Origin of the sequence: Martinezella lusitana, from assembly GCF_016901135.1 — a bacterium.
GTDB lineage: Bacteria > Pseudomonadota > Alphaproteobacteria > Rhizobiales > Rhizobiaceae > Rhizobium > Rhizobium lusitanum_D.
On record NZ_JAFEVL010000020.1, the window covers coordinates 191356 to 210444 of the forward strand.

Sequence of the window (19089 nt, forward strand, 5' to 3'; positions counted from 1 at the left end):
GCTTGCCCTCTTATTGCATCCATTTGCGCGGTTAAGGGGGGTTGGGCCAAAGGTCAAGCATCAAATCCTGTGGAGGCATGGCGGCCAACATTGCCATGCCTTTTTATGTCGCTAAAGCGGGGTGCGGTTTTGGATGTAAGGTCGCCTTTCCCCAGCCGGATCGGGGTGATCTGCGTCGAAAACAGTTTCTTATGTTCGCGGGATCGTGCTTATGGTCCCCTCACCATTGTCCAGTCCAGAGAGTCACATGGCCGCTGATATCCGTTCCCTTGCCGCAACCATCGCCGCCGAGATCAAATCCCGCCCGGATCAGGCCAAGGCCGCCATCGAGCTTCTCGACGAAGGGTCGACGGTGCCGTTCATTGCCCGTTACCGCAAGGAAGTGACCGGTGGTCTCGACGATGGGCAGCTGCGGACGCTGGCGGAGCGGCTCGTCTATCTGCGCGACCTGGAAGCCCGCCGCGCCGCCATCGTCGATTCCATCACCGGTCAGGGCAAGATGACCGACGAGCTAATGGGCAAGATCGCCAAGGTTGCCACCAAGGCCGAGCTGGAAGACCTTTATCTGCCCTACAAACAGAAGCGTCGCACCCGCGCCGAGATCGCCAGGGAACGTGGCCTCGCTCCGCTTGCCGACACCATCCTTGCAGACCGGACAAAGGAGCCTGCGGTTCTCGCCGAAGGCTTCATCACCGCCGACGTGCCCGACGTGAAGGCGGCGCTCGAGGGCGCGCGCGACGTCATCGCCGAAGGCATTACGGAAAATGCCGACCTGCTCGGCAAGCTGCGCGGGCATATGAAGACCACCGCCATCCTGAAGGCAACGGTCGTGGACGGCAAGCAGGAGGCGGGCGCCAAGTTCTCCGATTATTTCTCGCATCAGGAGCGCTGGGCAACCGCGCCAGGTCATCGCGCGCTTGCCATGCTGCGCGGATGGAACGAAGAGGTTCTGACACTGACCATCGACGTCGATGTTGACGCCATCTCGCCGAACAAGCCGGTCGAGCGGATGATCGCCACGGCCTATGAAATCGGTCCGAGCCGGCCGGGTGACCGCTGGCTGATGGAGGTCGCGAGCTGGACGTGGCGCGTGAAGCTTTCCATGTCGCTGTCGCTCGACCTGATGCGCGAGCTGCGCGAGCGGGCCGAGGAGGAGGCGATCCACGTCTTCGCCCGCAATCTGAAGGATCTGCTGCTCGCAGCCCCCGCCGGTTCGCGTGCCACGATGGGTCTCGATCCGGGCATCCGCACCGGCGTCAAGGTGGCGGTGGTCGACGGCACGGGGAAGTTGCTGGAGACGACGACGGTCTATCCCTTCCCACCGAAAAACGACGTGCGCGGCACGCAGGCGACCTTGGCGGCACTGGTCCGCAAGCACAAGGTCGAGCTGATTTCCATCGGCAACGGCACCGGCAGCCGCGAGACGGAGAAGCTGGTGACCGACATGCTCGCCGATCTGCCGGCGCCGAAACCGACCAAGGTTATTGTTTCGGAGGCCGGCGCCTCTGTCTATTCCGCCTCGGAGACGGCGGCGCTGGAGTTTCCCGGTCTCGACGTCTCGCTGCGCGGAGCCGTATCCATTGCCCGCCGCCTGCAGGATCCGCTGGCCGAGCTCGTCAAGATCGAGCCGAAGTCGATCGGCGTCGGCCAATACCAGCACGATGTCGATCAGCTGAAGCTGTCGCGTTCGCTGGACGCGGTCGTCGAGGACGCGGTGAATGCCGTCGGTGTCGATCTGAACACGGCCTCCGCCCCACTGCTCGCCCGTGTCTCGGGCCTCGGCCCGTCGATCGCCGATGCGATCGTCAAGCATCGGGATGGCGAGGGGGCCTTCGAAACCCGCCGCGATCTGTTGAAGGTTGCCCGTCTTGGCCAGCGTACCTTCGAGCAATGCGCCGGCTTCCTGCGCATTCCCAACGGCAAGGAGCCGCTCGATTCCTCGTCGGTGCATCCGGAAGCCTATGGCGTCGCCAAGAAGATCGTTGCCGCCTGCGGACGCGACCTGCGCACCCTGATGGGCGACACGGCAAAGCTGAAGGCCATCGATCCCAGGCAGTTCATCGACGAGAAATTCGGTCTGCCGACCGTGCGCGACATCATTTCCGAGCTGGAAAAACCCGGCCGCGATCCGCGCCCGAGCTTCAAGACCGCGACCTTCGCCGAGGGCATCAACGAGATCGGCGACCTGAAGCCCGGAATGCTTCTCGAAGGCACGGTGACCAATGTCGCCGCCTTCGGTGCCTTCGTCGATATAGGCGTCCATCAGGACGGATTGGTGCATGTCTCGCAGCTTGCCGATCGGTTCGTGAAGGACCCGCATGAGGTGGTGAAGGCTGGCGACGTCGTGAAGGTCACGGTCGTGGAAATCGACGTGAAACGGAAGCGAATCGCTCTCTCGATGCGCAAAGATGGCGGCACTGTGGCGCCGCCGCCGGCACGTGATTCGCGAGAGCAAGGTGGGGCACGCAACGCTGGCGGTAGGGGTGATAGTCGCCCGAAGGCGGAGCAGCAGGGCAGTTTCGGTGCTGCTCTGGCCGACGCACTCAAGCGAAAATAAGGACTTAGCGAGAGACATTGCAAGAATGTCACACTCTGGCAGTGTTGTTGCCGGAGTGCTACAGAGTGCGAAAAGGTGCGCTTGCCACAATGTTCTGAAGCGCTAGAGTCAGCCCTAATGTCATGTCATAACATTCGAGGCGTCCATGGCGTCGGCACTCTTCTCTCTTGTTACGAAACTTGTCCGTAAAGGCTCGCTGAAACTTACGCTCGCGTCCGGCGAGACGCACATGATCGGCGATGGGTCCGGCGAAATGGTCGCCATCCGCCTCGCCGACCAGCAGGCGGAGGACGCGATCGCGCGCGATCCGACCTTGAAGCTCGGCGAAATGTATATGGAAGGGCGCTTCATTCTCGAGCAGGGGGATATCTATGAATTCCTCTCTCTGGTGAAGCAGAACACCACCAACGAAATCTTTGATCTGCGCATGGCGGCGCTGCTGATGGGGCGCATCGTCTGGCAGCAGCTCAAGAGCCGGTCGCCGGTCAATCGCAACAAATACAATGTTGCGCATCATTACGATCTTTCGGCCAAGCTGTTCGATCTCTTCCTCGACGATGATTGGCAATATTCCTGCGCCTATTTCGTGCCGCCTGGCATCAGCCTGGACGAAGCGCAGGTGGCCAAGAAGCGCCATATCGCCGCCAAGCTGCTGGTGGAGCCCGGCCAGCGCGTTCTGGAGATCGGCTCCGGCTGGGGCGGCATGGGCATGTATCTCGCCGAAGCCAATCCCGGCCTCGATTTCACCGGCATCACGCTCAGCGAAGAGCAGCTCAAGGTCTCCCGCGAACGCGCCGCCAAGCGCGGATTGTCCGACCGCGTCCGTTTCGAGCTGCAGGACTATCGTTACATGGCGGGCCGGAAGTTCGACCGCATCGTCTCGGTCGGCATGTTCGAACATGTCGGCATCGGCGCCTATCGCAGGTTCTTCAAGAAGGTTTCGGAACTGCTCGACGACAATGGTGTCATGGTGCTGCATTCCATTGCGCGTCCGAAGCCGAGCTTTGCCACCAATGCCTTTATCGAGAAGTATATCTTCCCGGGTGGCTATATTCCTTCAGTCGGCGAGACCTTGCCGCCGCTGGAAAAGGCCGGGCTTCTCGTCAAGGATGTCGAAATCCTGCCGATGCACTATGCCCATACGCTGCGGCACTGGCGCCAGCGTTTCGTGGCGCGCAGGGCCGAGGCCGTGGCGCTCTACGACGAGAATTTCTTCCGCATGTGGGAATTCTATCTGGCCGGCTCGGAAATGGGGTTCCGCTGGGATGAGCTCTTCATCATGCAGATTCAGATCACCAAGAACCAGTTCGCCGTACCCGACAACCGCAACTACATTGGGGAACGCGAGGCGAAGCTGAAGGAGTTCGAGGCAACACGGGCGCCTCTGGAAAAGATAGTGTTCTAAACCTTCGCCATTGTTTGGAATGGTTGCGCCGGATTTTGGATTTCCAAAGTCCGGCGTTTTAGCGTTCAGTCCCGCCAGGTAGCGAGGATATGGGTGCTATTTGACCACTTTGATAGTCAGATTCTCGTCGCTGACTTTGCTTCCGTACAACACGGTCACCCGCAGGGTGAATTGATCGGTGCCGACGAAACCAGGATCGGACGTGTAGTATATCGTAGTACCTTCAATGGGCTTGCCACTGCAGATATAGGCATCGCTATCCTTGTCGTATTTGACGTGAACCGTGCCATGTTCGAATGTGACTTTGCCATGGCTGGGCTGCTTGACCACCGCCGTATAGGGGTAGGAGTTGAAGGTGCAGTCCCGCTTCACCGACGAAGCCATTCCGAGCGCGGTCTTCTTGCCGGAAATGACTCTGTGCGAATATTGATCTTGCTTGGCGCCCCCGATCGGTGCGCTGACGCAGCCTGAAAGCATCAAGCCGACGCTGAGAAACGCACCGAGATAAATCCAAGATGTGGTTTTCATTTTGCCCCTTGTTCAACCCTAATATGACTAGGTGATCGCTCAAATTCTGGCGTCGCGCCATTACCTTTGATTGAGTAGCGCATGCCGAAATTAAATCGCTGCGACAGATCGGCGCAAGTCGGAGACCAACGCGAGTCTCATCGAGAATTTTGTCGTCGGTCCTCAATCCAATCACGCGTGGTTAAGAGAGCGGTAACGCGATCCGAATAGTTTGAGGCAACTCTGGGGCCGCGTGTATGGCCCTTTGTATTGCGTATTATGGAGTTGCATTGTGTCTACGAAATCGCGTCTGTTCTTCACGTTCGGCTTGCTTGTTGCCTCCGCTGGTGCGGCTTCGGCTGGAGACGGCCAGTACTTCTGGTCGGGTAACTGGTATCTAAGCGTCGGCGCGGCCGGTTTCTCGGCGCCGAAATTCGAAGGCAGCAAGCACAACAAGCTGCAGTGGTCGCCGTTGATCTCCGTCGGCAAGCAAGGCCCTGGTCCGCGTTTCTCCTCGCGCAACGACAATCCGTCCTTTGCTCTGATCGAGAGTGACGCCTTCCGCGTCGGTATCGTCGGCAAGTTCGTGCCGAGCCGCGACAGCAGCGACGGCCGTGAGCTGAGGGGCCTTAAGAAGGTCAAGTGGGGCCTTGAGGCCGGCGGCTTTGCCGAAGCCTATCCGACCGACTGGCTGCGTGCTCGCGTCGAAGTCCGCCAGGGCATTCGCGCCCATAGCGGCATCGTTGCCGATGCCGCTGTCGACGCCTTCACCGACATCACCCCGGAACTGCGCCTGTCCGGCGGCCCGCGCATGACGCTCGCCTCCAACGATTATTTCGACACCTATTACGGCGTCAATGCACGGGAGTCGGCTGCATCCGGCCTCAGCCGCTACAGCCCGGGCGGCGGCGTAAAGTCCGTCGGTGCCGGCGGCGCGCTGACGTGGAAGCCATCCGAAAACTGGACCACCAGCACTTTCATCGAGTATACCCGCCTGACCGGCCCGGCTGCCGATAGCAGCCTCGTGCGCGAGCGCGGCGACCGCAACCAGTTGCTGGTCGGCGTCTCCGCCAGCTATAAGTTCAACTTCACGATGAACTGAGAAATGAGCGGGGCTTAGGCCCCGCCGCTTGACCTTCAGCGCCGGATATCACTACTAATCGGCTATGCAAAAGACAGGCGACATCAACGGGCGCGTCGCTGACGCGCCATCCGGAAACTGGGTTTACCGCGTTCTGCCGCCGGTACTTTGGCCCTATGCGCAGCTTGCGCGCTGGGACAGGCCGATCGGCTGGCAGCTTCTGATGTGGCCGTGCTTCTGGTCGGCGGCACTTGCCGCTAATGCCTCCATTTCCACAGGGCATGGTTCGCCGGGTTTTGTGGTGATCTATCACCTCGTCCTCTATTTCATCGGCGCGGTCGCCATGCGCGGCGCCGGCTGCGCCTATAATGATCTGGTCGATCATGAGATCGACATGAAGGTGGCGCGGACGCGCTCGCGCCCGCTGCCGTCAGGCCGCGTGACACGCCTCCAGACCAAGGTCTTCATTGTGCTCCAGGCTCTGGTCGGCCTCTTGGTGCTTTTGCAGTTCAATTGGTTTGCCGTCCTTCTCGGCGTGCTGTCGCTTGCCATCGTCGCGCTCTACCCTTTCGCAAAGCGCTTCACCGACTGGCCGCAGTTCTTCCTTGGCCTTGCCTTTTCCTGGGGTGCCTTGATGGGCTGGGCCGGACTGTTCGGCAGCCTGTCGCTTGCCCCGATCGCGCTCTACGGCGCCGCCATCCTCTGGACGATCGGCTACGACACGATCTATGCGCATCAGGACAAGGAGGATGACGAGCTGATCGGCGTGCGCTCGACCGCGCGGCTCTTCGGCGACCAGACGCGCCTCTGGCTGATCGGCCTTTACGGCGCGACAGTGCTTTTGATGCTGATTGCCTTTGCGCTGGCTGGAGCGGGCTGGCTTTCCTATGTCGGTTTGATCGTCGCGGGCGGCATGTTCGCCTACCAAATCGCCGTGCTTGACATCAATGATGGCGAGCAGTGCCGAGCCCTGTTCCTATCCAACAACCGGGTCGGCCTGATTATCTTTGCCGGGCTCTTCCTGTCGTTCCTGCTTCTTGTTCCGTGAGGGATGTACCCTTTGGGCATGACTGGGCGATGAGCATTCGTTGAAGTCCTAAAAGCTTTCGGCCGCGGGATTGGGTGTCCCACGGCCGATCTCTGGTAATGTCGAATTCTAATCCCGGCAAGCTCAGTGCCGCGCGATGATCTCGCGGCCTTCGATCTTCATCTTGATGCCAAGTTTGCCGGTCGAGCGGCGCACGAGGAAGCGCGGGCGGCGATCGGCGAAATAAGAATGACGACGACGCGGCTGGCTGTCCTGCGCGCGGACACTGCCCAGATGCTCTTCCAGCGGGCGGGCAACGCCATCGGCCTCGATCATCAGCATCGGGATATGGAAAGCTTCCGACCAGGAGCGCCAGTCGGCAGCGATGTCGCTGAGATCGTGGGCGACGAGGAGGGGGATGCACAGGTCCGGATCGGAGTGATGCAGTTCCAGCGTAACGGTGACTTCGCCATCGCCATGATCAATGGCGCGGGCGGCGACGCCCTTGAAGGCGCGTTTCGGCAGGGCGACGGACAGCGGCAAGCCGCTGGACGGCAGGATCTTACGCAGCACGGCGCCACGCTCGTCGATCGTGATGGTAACGTCTCCCTCGGCACCCCGCATGGCATAACTGACCTGTTGCGGAAAGCGCGCCGGATCAAGCCGCAGTGTGGTTCCAGCCCAGTCGGGCTTTAGGACGGTATTTGTCATCGATTCTCTACCCTTGCTTTACCTGAGAGCCGGTTTTCCGGTCTTTCTCTCGGAGAACTTTTGTCCTCTCGTTGTTGGGCAGATTAGGCGCCGTCCCTTCCAGACAGCTTAAAAATTGCGGTTAAGAAAACTTTGCGTCCTCAAATGGTTAGCGAAATCGAATGCATCAGGGTTTCCATAAAGTGAATACACGGCGTAGCGGCTGCGCCATCGCGGTACACGCAAAAGATGAGATGTTGTAAGTCTCAGGTAAGGTTTGTATGGGACAATGCTTCTAGATTCGCGGGCTTGTGCGAGCTTATATTAGAGATCTATTGGGATTCTGCTGATGATTTCCACCTATCTTGGTTATACGGTTGCAACCAGAGATATGTCAACGTCGCTCAATCAGGTGGCAGCACAGTCTCAGAATAAGCGCCTGATCGACTATTACAATGCCAATATCGGCAAAGTAACCAACGCCGATGACTTCGTGAATAACTATCAGCTGTACAGTTATGCAATGGAGGCCTACGGGCTCTCCGACATGACCTACGCCAAGGCCTTTATGAAACAGGTCCTGACCAGCGACCTCAGCGATTCCACCAGTTTTGCCAATAAATTGACCGATCCGCGCTACAAGGAATTTGCAGCAGCGTTCAATTTCGGTACGGGCAGCACGAACACGGCGCAATCCAGCGCGCAGGAAGACGATCTGATCGGCCTTTATCAGCAATCATATACGAATGAAGCGACGGCTGCCGCCACGGAAACGAGTTACTACAGCCAGAACATCAGCTCCGTTACATCCGTCGATGATCTGCTCGGCAATACGCGCCTGAGGAACTACGTCCTGCAGGCCTACGGGATCGATCCGACTAACGCATCGAATTCGATCCTGAAGCAGATGCTGACGAGCGACACCAGCGATCCAAACAGCTACGTCAATCTGAACGGCAGCGCTGCCGACAAGGCTCTCGTAGCGGAGTTCAATTTCAACGCGGATGGCACGGTCAAGACATCCACGGCCGATAGCGACACCGCCTATTACGAGGCCAATATCGGCAATGTCACATCTGTCGATCAGCTGACGTCCAATCCGCGGCTGTTCCAGTACGTCAAAACAGCCTTCGATATTCCTGTTTATATCACCGCCGACCAGTTCAATGCCTCGGCCAAGGATGCAGGCGTTGCGAGTACGAACGGGCTGACCAGCGTCATGGCCGAATTCAATTTCCAAAGCGATGGCACGGTCGCTTCCGGCTCGCTGGCGCAGACATCCACTCAGATGAGCGCCACGACCACGGCCTATACGACGAATTACCCGGGAGGGCCGCAGACCCTCGGCCAGCAGGCCGATGTCATGAGCGCCTATAACGCCACCGTGCCCTCATACACCACGAGTGTCGGCGCCGCCGATAATGATCTCTATTACAAGGACCATATCGGCTCCGTCACGTCAGTCGACCAGCTGACGTCGGACAGCCGTCTCTTCGACTATATCAAGACGGCCTATGGCATCGACGAGAGCACACCCGCCATCGTCTTCAAAAATGCCTTTTCCGATTCGACGACCGCTTCCATCTTCGGCCTGACGGATGTCGTCGCCGCGTTCAATTTCCAATCGGACGGCACGCTTGCTTCCGGCGATACGGCCCAGTCCCAGAGCGCGATCGATGCTGCCTCGACCGCTTATATGACGAACTATCAGTCTTCGCAGTCGAACCTGACGACCGATGCGGTCACCAACTATAAGAACCGCATCGCCGACGTGAAGACCATCAAGGATTTCTTCACGAGCAACACGGCCGATAGCGACACGACCAACGACAGCATGCCCGAGCTCTACCAGATGGCGTTGCGCGCCTATGGCATCGGTTCGAACGAGGTCACGAAGACCCAGCTCACCAAGATCCTCGAAAGCGATCCCTACGATTCCACAAGCTATGTCAGCTCGCTCAAGGATTCGCGCTTTACCGCGCTTGCCAAGGCCTTTAATTTCGACAGTGACGGCAATCTGAAGGCTCCGGTCCAGTCGCTGTCGCAAACGCAGATCAACAGCTATATTTCCGAGTATTCCAGCCGCACCACTACCGGGCTGACAGGCGCCCTGCTGACCAAGGCGACCAGCGATGCCAAGGATGCCGGCACCTATTTCGCGACCAACATCGTCAATGTCACCAGCGTCACCGACCTGCTTGCCGACAGCAAGCTCACCGATTTCGTCCTGACCGCCAACGGCATCGACCCGAAAACCGTCGACACGGCAACGCTGAAGAAGGCTTTCGCCTCCGATCCGTCCGACTCTACGAGCTTTATCAATACCACTGATGGTGCCAAGTTCAAGAGCATCGTCGAGGCGTTCAATTTCGATACCGATGGCAATTTGACGGACAGCAAGCTCGGCACCGCGCAGAACGAGGGCGCGCTCGCGGAGACCAACGATCTCTACCTGCACCAGACGCTCGAGGATCAGGAAGGACAGACCAACGCCGGTGTGCGCCTGGCCCTCTACTTCCAGCGCAAGGCGCCGGGTATCAATTCGATCTACGACATCATGGGTGACTCCGCGCTCTACCAAGTCATCACCACCACCTACAGCTTGCCGAGCTCGATCTCTTCGATGGATGTCACTACCCAGGCCAATATGCTGAGCAAGATCGTTAACGTTTCCGATCTTCAGGATCCGGACAAGGTCAACAAGCTGCTGCAGCGATTCTCTGCCATGTACGACCTGGAGAACAATACCGCGTCGTCCACGTCGCCGGCCCTGTCGATTCTGACGAGCTCTTCATCGGGCGTCGGCATCAGCGCCGACACGCTGCTGTCGATTGCGCAGTTGTCCTCGTCCAAGTAACGAATCCCGAAAAAAATCTGATCTGCGTCGTGCCGCGTTTCCACGCGGCATAGGTGTTTATGCGCGCCTATTTGCGCGGAATTTCCGGTGTTGTCCGGGCGGCACAGAGAGGGGAAAATCAGTGCTTTCCTATGCGACAGGAAGGAACTTATTAACCATCCTTGCCCTATTCGATTTGAGAAGCCATCGGCAATATCAATGACTGGGTTGCAGGTCTCATGCGTCTTTCCCGAACGACACTTTCGAATGCGTCACAAGGCGTCCAGCCGGAGGGCGAACTCGACCCGGAACAGGCCGCCGAGGAGGCGCGTCGGATCGAGCAGATTGCTGCCCGCCGTGCATTCCTGGAAGAGAAGATTCGCAACGCCCGCGAAGCCAAGCGCAAGGCGGAAGAGCATCGTCGCGCCGAGGAATTGCGGCGTACCGAAGAGGCAAGGCAGCGGACCGCCGCCGTACCGAAACCGGTCGTCGAGGCTTTGCAGGCGAAACCCGCGGAGAAGGATCCGGTGATGACCGTCCTGCCGCATGGGATTTCCGCGGAGGATCTTGCCTCGCCCGGCTGGCAGAACGCTTTTCTGATGGGTCCGAACGTTCGGTTCACCCGCACGCGGGAAAACGAGATCATCAGCCGTCGCCCGCCCGCCGAGCCGCAGGCCGAAATCGTGCCCCAGGTCTCCGCTCACGCCGCGATGCGGGTCATGGAACCGCCCGTCATCGCAGCGCCGACCACCGGCGCTGCTCTGCAGCCGGTGCCGCCCGCCGAGTTCCATCTGCCGCTGCTTGAGGACATGCCTTTTGCGGTGGAGAGCTACGTGCCTTCAGTAATTCAGAAATCTCCGGCAACCGAGCCGGACGCATTGGAGATGACCGTTATCGCTACCGCATTTTCGAAGGCTCCGGCGATCGCGCTGGATGCTTCCCCAGTATCGTTGAGTGTTTCCGAATCCATTGCAGCACCTGCGGTCGAGTCGCGGCTCGTTCATCTCTCCGATTTTGCCTTCTGGGATGCGATGCCCTTCGATGGCGAATTTGTGTCCGCCATCAGGGGTACGCCAACCCAGCCGGTGATGCTGCCCCAGCTCGAGGTCGAGGCCGAATCGATCGTTGCGAAATTCCGCATCGTGGAATGCCGCCGGCCAGCTGCGGTTGCAGAGATCCTGCCGACTGTCGAAATGCCTTCTGCCGTCGAAGCTGTTGTGTTGGCCAAAGCCGTTCTCAGCCGCTCGACGGCAACCGTCAGCACGCCGGCCATGGACGAACTGGCGGCTTGGGAAGCTGCCGTTCTGGCGCCGGTTGTAGAAGAGGCATCAGAGATTGCCGCACCTGCCGTTGTCGAGCCGCAAATCGTAGCCCAGCCGGAAGTATTCGTACCGCCCGCTTTCGTAACGGCCGTCTACGGCGCTGAGGCCGCTCCAGTTGCCGAATCTCGTCCGGCCCCGGTAATGGTCGTGGCACCTATGCCGGCCAAGGTCGCAGCACCTGCACCTGCCGGGCCGGTTGCCAAGGCAGCACCGACCGTTCCCGCCGTCGAAGCCGCCGCCCAGCGCCTGATCGATGCGCCGCCCTCGCGGATCGCGCCGCGCAGACCCGCATCGCTGACGCCGCCTGAATGGCGCCCGATCGCCAAGAGCGGCGAGGGAGAATACGAGTTTCCGCCGCGCGAGCTGCTGCAGGAGCCCGCGGTTCGCTCCGGCGTGATCATGACCCAGGAAACGCTGGAGCAGAATGCCGGCCTGCTGGAAAGCGTGCTCGAGGACTTCGGCGTCAAGGGCGAGATCATCCATGTCCGCCCGGGTCCGGTGGTGACCCTTTATGAATTCGAGCCGGCGCCCGGCGTCAAATCCTCGCGCGTCATCAATCTCGCCGATGATATCGCCCGCTCGATGTCGGCATTGTCAGCCCGCGTCGCGGTCGTTCCCGGCCGCAACGTCATCGGCATCGAACTGCCGAACGTTACCCGCGAGACCGTTTATTTCCGCGAGATGATCGAGTCCCCCGACTTCGAGAAGAGCGGCTACAAGCTGGCGCTCGGCCTCGGCAAGACGATCGGCGGCGAACCCGTCATCGCCGAACTGGCGAAGATGCCGCATCTGCTCGTCGCCGGTACCACGGGCTCGGGCAAGTCGGTCGCCATCAACACGATGATCCTGTCGCTGCTCTATCGCATGTCGCCGGAACAGTGCCGCCTGATCATGGTCGACCCGAAGATGCTGGAACTGTCGGTCTATGATGGCATTCCGCATCTCCTGACCCCCGTCGTTACCGATCCCAAGAAGGCCGTGATGGCGCTGAAATGGGCCGTGCGCGAGATGGAGGATCGCTACAGGAAGATGTCGCGCCTCGGCGTGCGCAATATCGACGGCTACAACAGCCGCGTTGCGACAGCCCGCGAAAAGGGCGAGACGATCCACGTCATGGTCCAGACCGGCTTCGACAAGGGCACGGGCGCCCCGATCGAAGAGAGCCAGGAAATGGACCTGACGCCGATGCCCTACATCGTCGTCATCGTCGACGAGATGGCCGATCTTATGATGGTTGCCGGCAAGGAGATCGAAGGCGCGATCCAGCGGCTGGCGCAGATGGCGCGCGCGGCCGGCATTCACCTGATCATGGCGACACAGCGTCCGTCCGTCGACGTCATCACGGGTACGATCAAGGCAAACTTCCCGACCCGCATCTCCTTCCAGGTGACGTCGAAGATCGACAGCCGCACCATCCTCGGCGAGCAGGGCGCCGAACAGCTCCTCGGCCAGGGCGACATGCTGCACATGGCCGGTGGCGGCCGCATTTCCCGTGTCCACGGCCCCTTCGTCTCGGATGAGGAAGTCGAAAAGGTCGTCGCCCATCTGAAGCTGCAGGGTCGCCCGGAATATCTCGATACGGTTACCGCCGACGAGGACGAGGAAGACGAAGAAGAAGACACCGCAGTCTTCGACAAGGGCGCGATCGCCTCCGAAGACGGCGACGACCTCTACGAACAGGCGATCAAGGTCGTCATGCGCGACAAGAAGTGCTCCACCTCCTACATCCAGCGCCGCCTCGGCATCGGCTACAATCGCGCCGCCTCGCTCGTCGAACGCATGGAAAAGGACGGCCTCGTCGGTCCGGCCAACCATGTCGGCAAGCGCGAGATCATCTCGGGCAACCGCAATGGCGGCGGCAATACGAGCAATGAGGATTTTGATTGATTCAGTGGGGGTGATGGACGCGGGTTCCGAATATGCGGAACCTTTGCCACCCCCCTCTGTCACTGTCGTGGCATCTCCCCCACAAGGGGGGAGATTGTTGGGAGTATGTCGTACCGCACCGCCAAGTCATCGTAATTTGGTCTCTGCGGATGCGATGCTCATTTGAGGCGGCTAAATGCTGCGGGTTACCAATCTTCCCCTTGTGGGGGAGATGTCACGAAAGTGACAGAGGGGGGTATCAGAAGCTCGGCATACACGGAGCTAACGGTGGTGAAGGGAGAACCCTCACACCTTCAAAACCTTGCCCGGATTCATCACGCCTGCCGGGTCGAACGCCATCTTGATCCGGCGCATCAGGTCCATCTCGATATCCGGGCGGATCGAAGCCAGTTCGTCGCGCTTCAGCTGGCCGATGCCATGCTCGGCGGAGATCGAACCGCCGTGCCTCAAGACCAATCCATGCACGATCTTGTTCATTTCGTGCCAGCGACCGATGAACTCTTCCTTGTCGGCGCCCACGGGCTGCGAGATGTTGTAGTGAATGTTGCCATCGCCCATATGGCCGAAGGCGCAGATGCGGGCGCCGGGCAGGGCTGCGATAACCGCCTTTTCCGCCTCGGCCATGAATTGCGGGACCTGCGCCACCGGCACGGAAACGTCGTGCTTGATCGAACCGCCCTCCGGCTTCTGCGCGTCCGACATGCTTTCTCGCATGTGCCAGATGGCCTTCTGCTGCGCTTCGGAGCTGGCAATCGTCGCATCCTGTATCAGGCCTGCCTCGTAGCCTTGCTCCAGCAGCGTCGTCATCATCCGCTCTGCGGTTTCGGCTGAGTCCGAGGTGGAGATATCGATCAGCACGTACCAGGGATAAGCTGTCTCCAGTGGATCGCGCACGCCAGGAATATTGCGGACGGTGAATTCGACGCCGATGCGCGGCATCAGCTCGAAGCCGGTCAGTGCAGTGCCGCAGAGGCTGGAAGCGTTTTTGAACAGGGTAAGCGCCTCGTCGACCGATTGCAGGCCGGCAAAGGCGACCTGATGGCCGAGCGGTTGCGGAAAGAGCTTCAGCACCGCGCCGGTGATGACGCCGAGCGTGCCTTCGGCGCCGATGAAGAGATCGCGCAGGTCGTAGCCGGTATTGTCCTTCTTCAGGCGGCGAAGGCCGTTCCAGATTTCGCCTGTGGGAAGCACCACCTCGAGGCCGAGGCAAAGCTGGCGCATGTTGCCATAGGCGAGAACGGCCGTGCCGCCGGCATTGGTGGAGAGGTTGCCGGCGATGCGGCAGGAGCCTTCCGAGCCAAGCGACAGCGGAAACATGCGGCCATGTTCGGCTGCCGCCTTGTGGACGTCCGCCAGGATGCAGCCGCCATCGACGATCATCGTGTTGCCGACCGGATCGATGTCGCGGACGCGGTTCATGCGCTCCAGCGACAGGATGATGTCGGAGCCGCCCTCGCGCGGCGTCTGACCGCCAACGAGGCCGGTATTGCCGGTCTGCGGCACGATGGCCGTGCCGGTCTCGCTGGCGAGCTTGAGGATCGCTGACACTTCTTCCACTGAGCCGGGCTTCAGCAGCATCGGCGAGGCACCGTGGTAGAGGCCGCGGTTTTCCACCAGATGCGGTGCGATCTCCGCAGGGTCCCGCATGGCATGCTTTTCGCCGACGATGGCGGCGAAGCGGTCGAGAAGGGCGGAGGAGGGGGCGAAGCTGCTCATGGCGTGTCCTTTGCCAATAGGGTTCGGGCCGATTTAGTCTCTGGAACTTGCTGACCTTCTTCGAATTGTCATCAAGTCCCAGTTATTTGCTTTTGCATGATCTTATCCCAAAACCGCTTCGCACTTTTGGGGATCATGCTCGGGGCGCGGCCGCGCGGCGCAGCCGGTCGTTGATGGCCTCGCCGAGGCCCTCGTCGGGAATGTGGGAAAAGGCGATCGTCACGGCACCTGTCGCATCGGCGCGCTTCATGAAATCGAAGAGATTGGCGGCGGCTTCCGAAAGATCGCCGCTAGGGCTGAGATCCAGCACGGCGACGGCATTTCCGATGCCGGCAATCTCGGGTTTTCCGAAGCGGATCAGCGCCTCGTCCGGCGAAACATCGGTCGCATCGAGCCGAACGGCTGCTCCCGGCGCATAATGCGAAGCAAGCATGCCGGGTGCTTCGATGGCAGGTGCCGCGCCTCTCTTGCGCTTCACGGCCTTGCCCGCGATCCGTTCGATTTCGCGCGCCGCCAATCCGCCCGGCCGCAGCAGCCGCAGCTCGCCGTCCTCGACCTTGACGATGGTCGATTCGACGCCGACGACCGAGGCGCCGGCATCGAGGATCAGCGAGATCCGTTCGCCGAGATCGTCATCGACATGATCGGCGCTGGTGGCGCTGATCTTGCCTGACGTATTGGCGCTCGGGGCGGCAAGAGGTTTTCCGAAGGCGCGGATCAGCTCGCCGGCAAAGCCCTGCGGCACGCGGATGCCGACCGTGTCGAGACCGGCCGTCGCCAGCGGATGGATGCCGCTCTCCGGTCGTAGCGGCAGCACCAGCGTCAGCGGACCGGGCCAGAAGGCTTCCGCCAGCTTGCGGGAGATAGGATCGAAGATTGCGTAGCGTTCGGCCATGGCCAGATCGCTCATATGGCAGATTAGCGGATTGAAACGCGGCCGGCCCTTGGTTTCGTAGATGCGGGCGATGGCGGCCGGATTGGTGGCATCGGCAGCAAGCCCATAGACGGTCTCCGTCGGCAACCCGATCGGCAAGCCCTCGGCAAGCGTTGCCGAGGCGACTTCTATCGCCGTTTGCGGATGTTCAAGGATGTCTATATGTCGTGCCATGGCCTGCCCGTTTGCAGTTCAGGCCGTTCTTATGCTTTTCAAGTTTTCGGATCAATGATCAAAGCTGGCGAATGATGTCGCGAAGCTGCTCGTTGCGGGCGCCGAGCAGCAGGACGTTGCGGATGGCGCTCTGCGGATCATGGGTGTGGAACAGCACGCCGTTGCCCCGGATGTCGCGATTGATCGTCAGCTTCTTTTCAGACGTTTCCTTGTCCGGATGGACGGCGACGGCGAAATACATTCGCGAATATTTCAGGCTGATGTCTTCGAAGAAATGATCGTTCTGGCCGAGGCGGGCGAAGAAATTGGCGATGTAGAAGGCCCAGCTTACCTCCTCATATTGCGCGAATTGCGTTCGCGCCGCGGTGACGTGGCAATAGCCGAGATGCGGCGTATCCCGCAAGGTGTGATGGAAGATCAGTTTCGGAAAGCGGATCGACTGGTGAAAGCTGTTGAGACGGTCATGGGTCGTCTCGCCGGCGTTCCGCAGCTTGCTCGCCGTGCGTTCGGCCACTTCCTCGAACGTGAGGTAACGTCGCTCCTCAGCGAGCCAATGTGTCTTGTCGCGATTGATGCGGCCGGTGCGCAGGAATTCCGTATACCCCGCCGCCGGCAGCACCGGCTCGGGGTTGGCGGGTCTCTTGGCATCGAAATATCTGAGTTTTGCCATACCGGCTCGCCATCGAGGTCTGGATGCAGGATAATAGATCGTCTAGCTTGAGCCGGGCTGAAGCGCGCGCTCTTGCGGGCGGATTGTTGAAGAGGATCAGAACCATGCCCGGCATTACCGATCTCAAGCTGCTGCTATCAGGCATGAAGCCGAATCTTGCCGAGGGCGAGTTCGTCTATTGCAGCGTGCCGGCTTCGGCGCTCGCCGATCATATTCACCTGGAGCCGATCGGGCTCTTTCGGGAAAGGGAGGGAGTGACGCTGATCCTTCCTCTGGAAGCAGCACGGCAGGCGGGGCTTGCGACGGCCCCCGCCATGCGGATGATTACACTCGATATCCATTCCTCGCTGGAGGCGGTCGGCCTGACCGCAGCCTTTGCCACGGCCTTGGGAAATGAGGGCATCAGCGCCAATGTCGTCGCCGGCTATTATCACGATCATATCTTCGTTCCGGCTGTTGATGCCGACCGTGCGGTGGCGGCGCTGCAGGCGTTTTCCGAGGCGCACGCACCCCTCTGATCGCCTGCCATCGGCGGACCTGTCGCATTCAGAATAAAGCGTCGCTCGCAAGAGGTGGGGGCATCACAATTCCTGCGTCCCATGGCGATGCATAAGAGATTGAATTGTCTTCCTATATTGCCGCTATACGCAACCGTCCCGGCGTCTCGTTTCATCTGTCGCCAATTTCGAAGCCGATGTCGCATTGTAGCGCAGCAGCTGAGGGGGCTCAGAGCTATGATGTTATCAATCTCGAGGTGTCGTCTGCTAGGGAGACGGAGAATTGGGAAGCCGGTCAAAATCCGGCGCTGCCCCCGCAACGGTGGTGGAGTAAGGCATGGCGGATAAAGCCACTGGGTCGGGTCGACCTGGGAAGGTGCCATGGGGTCCTGGCAACAGGGCCGCTCCAGAGCCCGGAAACCAGCCTTGGGCACATATGGTTTACTGACCGCGGCGGGCGGTCGGGACATTGCTTTGGGCCGTTCCCGACCGGCCATGCATGTCCTTCGCCCGTTTCTTGGTACTGCGCAAGGATAGGCAAATGGATATCAGCAGCAATGTTCTGCGGCAATTGAAGAATCGCCGTGAGGGTTTCAGCCTAGAGCAGCCCTTCTATACCGACCCGGATTACTTCAAGCTCGATATGGAGATGATCTATTATCGGGATTGGCTGTTCATCGGCCATGATTGCGAAGTGCCTCGCGCGGGCAATTATTTCACCGTCCAGATCGGTGACTATCCCGTCGTGATCGTCCGCGGCCGCGACAAGGTCATCCGTGCCTTCCACAACAGCTGTCGCCATCGCGGCTCGCGCGTCTGCTCGAGCGAGCGCGGCTCCTCGGCAAAGCTCGTCTGCCCCTATCACCAGTGGACCTACGAGCTGGACGGCTCGCTGCTCTTCGCCCGCCAGATGGCCGAGGATTTCGACAAGAGCCAGTTCTCGCTGAAGCCGGTTCACTGCGAAAGCGTCGGCGGCTACATCTTCATTTGCCTCGCAAACAATGCTCCGGATTTCGAGCCGGTTCGCGCCATGGTCGAACCCTACATGGCGCCGCATCGCATCGGCGAGGCCAAGATCGCCTTCCAGAGCACCATCATCGAAAAGGGCAACTGGAAGCTCGTCTGGGAAAACAATCGCGAGTGCTACCACTGTGCGGCCAATCACCCCGAGCTTTGCCGCACCTTCCCGGAAGCGCCGACCGTGAGTGGCGTGCAGGGCGCGATGAGCGATCCCGTCATCACCGCGCACTGGCAGCGCTGTGAAGCCGCCGGCCTGCCGAGCGAATTCAAGCTTTCGCCGGACGGCCAGTTCCGCGCCGCTCGCATGCCGCTGATCGAAGGGGCCGAAAGCTACACCATGTCCGGCCAGAATGCCGTCAAGCGGCCGCTCTCGCCCGATGTGACGATCAACGGCATCGGCACGATGCTCTTGTTCCACTATCCGACGACCTGGAACCACATGCTCGGCGATCATGCGATTTCCTTCCGCGTGCTGCCGATCAGCGCCGACGAGACCGCCGTCACCACGAAATGGATCGTCCACAAGGATGCGGTCGAGGGTGTCGACTACGATCTCGAGGAGTTGACCCACGTCTGGACCGAGACCAACGACCAGGATCGCCGCATCGTCGAGGAAAATGCCTTCGGCATCCGCTCGCCTGCCTATGAGCCCGGTCCTTATTCGGAAGTCCATGAAGGCGGCGTCATGCAATTCGTCGAATGGTACACGAATTTCATGATCAACCGGCTGCAGGGCGATCAGGCCAAGCTGTCGGCGGTTGCCTGA

Annotated in this window: 13 protein-coding genes and 1 riboswitch; of the genes, 8 read left to right on the plus strand and 5 right to left on the minus strand. The window is 60.3% G+C overall.

Annotation, left to right across the window (positions count from 1 at the left end; all coding sequences use genetic code 11):
• Window positions 1-247: 247 nt before the first annotated feature.
• Both JTP94_RS08055 and JTP94_RS08060 read left to right on the plus strand, forming a co-directional pair.
• Complete coding sequence (locus tag JTP94_RS08055; protein ID WP_204850004.1) at window positions 248-2557, plus strand: Tex family protein; 2310 nt, start codon at window positions 248-250, stop codon at window positions 2555-2557.
• Between the two features lie 145 nt (window positions 2558-2702).
• The gene (locus tag JTP94_RS08060) at window positions 2703-3962 is read left to right on the plus strand and encodes a cyclopropane-fatty-acyl-phospholipid synthase family protein (protein WP_204850005.1); all 1260 of its coding nucleotides are present in this window, start codon (window positions 2703-2705) and stop codon (window positions 3960-3962) included.
• A 96-nt stretch (window positions 3963-4058) separates the two neighbouring features.
• On the opposite strand, the gene JTP94_RS08065 is transcribed toward JTP94_RS08060, so the two are convergent.
• Window positions 4059-4490: a hypothetical protein gene (locus JTP94_RS08065; protein WP_051976594.1), complete on the minus strand. Its 432-nt coding sequence runs from the start codon at window positions 4488-4490 to the stop codon at window positions 4059-4061.
• Between the two features lie 271 nt (window positions 4491-4761).
• On the opposite strand from JTP94_RS08065, the gene JTP94_RS08070 reads away from it, so the two are divergent.
• Together JTP94_RS08070 and ubiA are read left to right on the plus strand one after the other, a co-directional pair.
• Window positions 4762-5571, plus strand: coding sequence for a MipA/OmpV family protein (locus JTP94_RS08070; RefSeq protein ID WP_204850006.1), 810 nt, complete (start codon window positions 4762-4764; stop codon window positions 5569-5571).
• Window positions 5572-5635: 64 nt separating this feature from the next.
• A complete protein-coding gene (gene ubiA, locus JTP94_RS08075) occupies window positions 5636-6598 on the plus strand; it encodes a 4-hydroxybenzoate octaprenyltransferase (RefSeq protein ID WP_204850007.1) in 963 nt (320 codons plus the stop codon).
• A 123-nt stretch (window positions 6599-6721) separates the two neighbouring features.
• Here the strand turns inward: ubiA and JTP94_RS08080 are convergent, their stop codons facing one another.
• Entirely contained in the window at window positions 6722-7288 is a 567-nt protein-coding gene (locus JTP94_RS08080; RefSeq protein ID WP_204850008.1) for a DUF6101 family protein, read from the minus strand.
• 328 nt (window positions 7289-7616) lie between these two features.
• On the opposite strand from JTP94_RS08080, the gene JTP94_RS08085 reads away from it, so the two are divergent.
• Both JTP94_RS08085 and JTP94_RS08090 read left to right on the plus strand, forming a co-directional pair.
• Window positions 7617-10124 (plus strand): DUF1217 domain-containing protein, encoded by a 2508-nt coding sequence (locus JTP94_RS08085; RefSeq protein WP_204850009.1) that lies wholly within the window; start codon window positions 7617-7619, stop codon window positions 10122-10124.
• Between the two features lie 218 nt (window positions 10125-10342).
• A complete protein-coding gene (locus tag JTP94_RS08090; protein ID WP_204850010.1) occupies window positions 10343-13312 on the plus strand; it encodes a DNA translocase FtsK in 2970 nt (989 codons plus the stop codon).
• Between the two features lie 285 nt (window positions 13313-13597).
• Here JTP94_RS08090 and JTP94_RS08095 read toward each other — a convergent pair whose 3' ends face one another.
• The 3 genes from JTP94_RS08095 to JTP94_RS08105 all read right to left on the minus strand — a co-directional run bounded on the left by JTP94_RS08095 (window position 13598) and on the right by JTP94_RS08105 (window position 16806).
• Window positions 13598-15028: an FAD-binding oxidoreductase gene (locus JTP94_RS08095; RefSeq protein ID WP_204850011.1), complete on the minus strand. Its 1431-nt coding sequence runs from the start codon at window positions 15026-15028 to the stop codon at window positions 13598-13600.
• A gap of 133 nt (window positions 15029-15161) precedes the next feature.
• On the minus strand, window positions 15162-16136 hold the full coding sequence (locus JTP94_RS08100) for an L-threonylcarbamoyladenylate synthase (protein WP_204850012.1): 975 nt from the start codon (window positions 16134-16136) through the stop codon (window positions 15162-15164).
• A gap of 58 nt (window positions 16137-16194) precedes the next feature.
• Complete coding sequence (locus JTP94_RS08105; protein WP_204850013.1) at window positions 16195-16806, minus strand: DUF6656 family protein; 612 nt, start codon at window positions 16804-16806, stop codon at window positions 16195-16197.
• A 104-nt stretch (window positions 16807-16910) separates the two neighbouring features.
• Between JTP94_RS08105 and JTP94_RS08110 the strand changes: the two genes are divergently transcribed.
• Together JTP94_RS08110 and JTP94_RS08115 are read left to right on the plus strand one after the other, a co-directional pair.
• Window positions 16911-17324, plus strand: coding sequence for an ACT domain-containing protein (locus JTP94_RS08110; protein ID WP_204850014.1), 414 nt, complete (start codon window positions 16911-16913; stop codon window positions 17322-17324).
• 217 nt (window positions 17325-17541) lie between these two features.
• Window positions 17542-17747, plus strand: a riboswitch (cobalamin riboswitch).
• A gap of 97 nt (window positions 17748-17844) precedes the next feature.
• Window positions 17845-19089, plus strand: coding sequence for an SRPBCC family protein (locus tag JTP94_RS08115; protein WP_204850015.1), 1245 nt, complete (start codon window positions 17845-17847; stop codon window positions 19087-19089).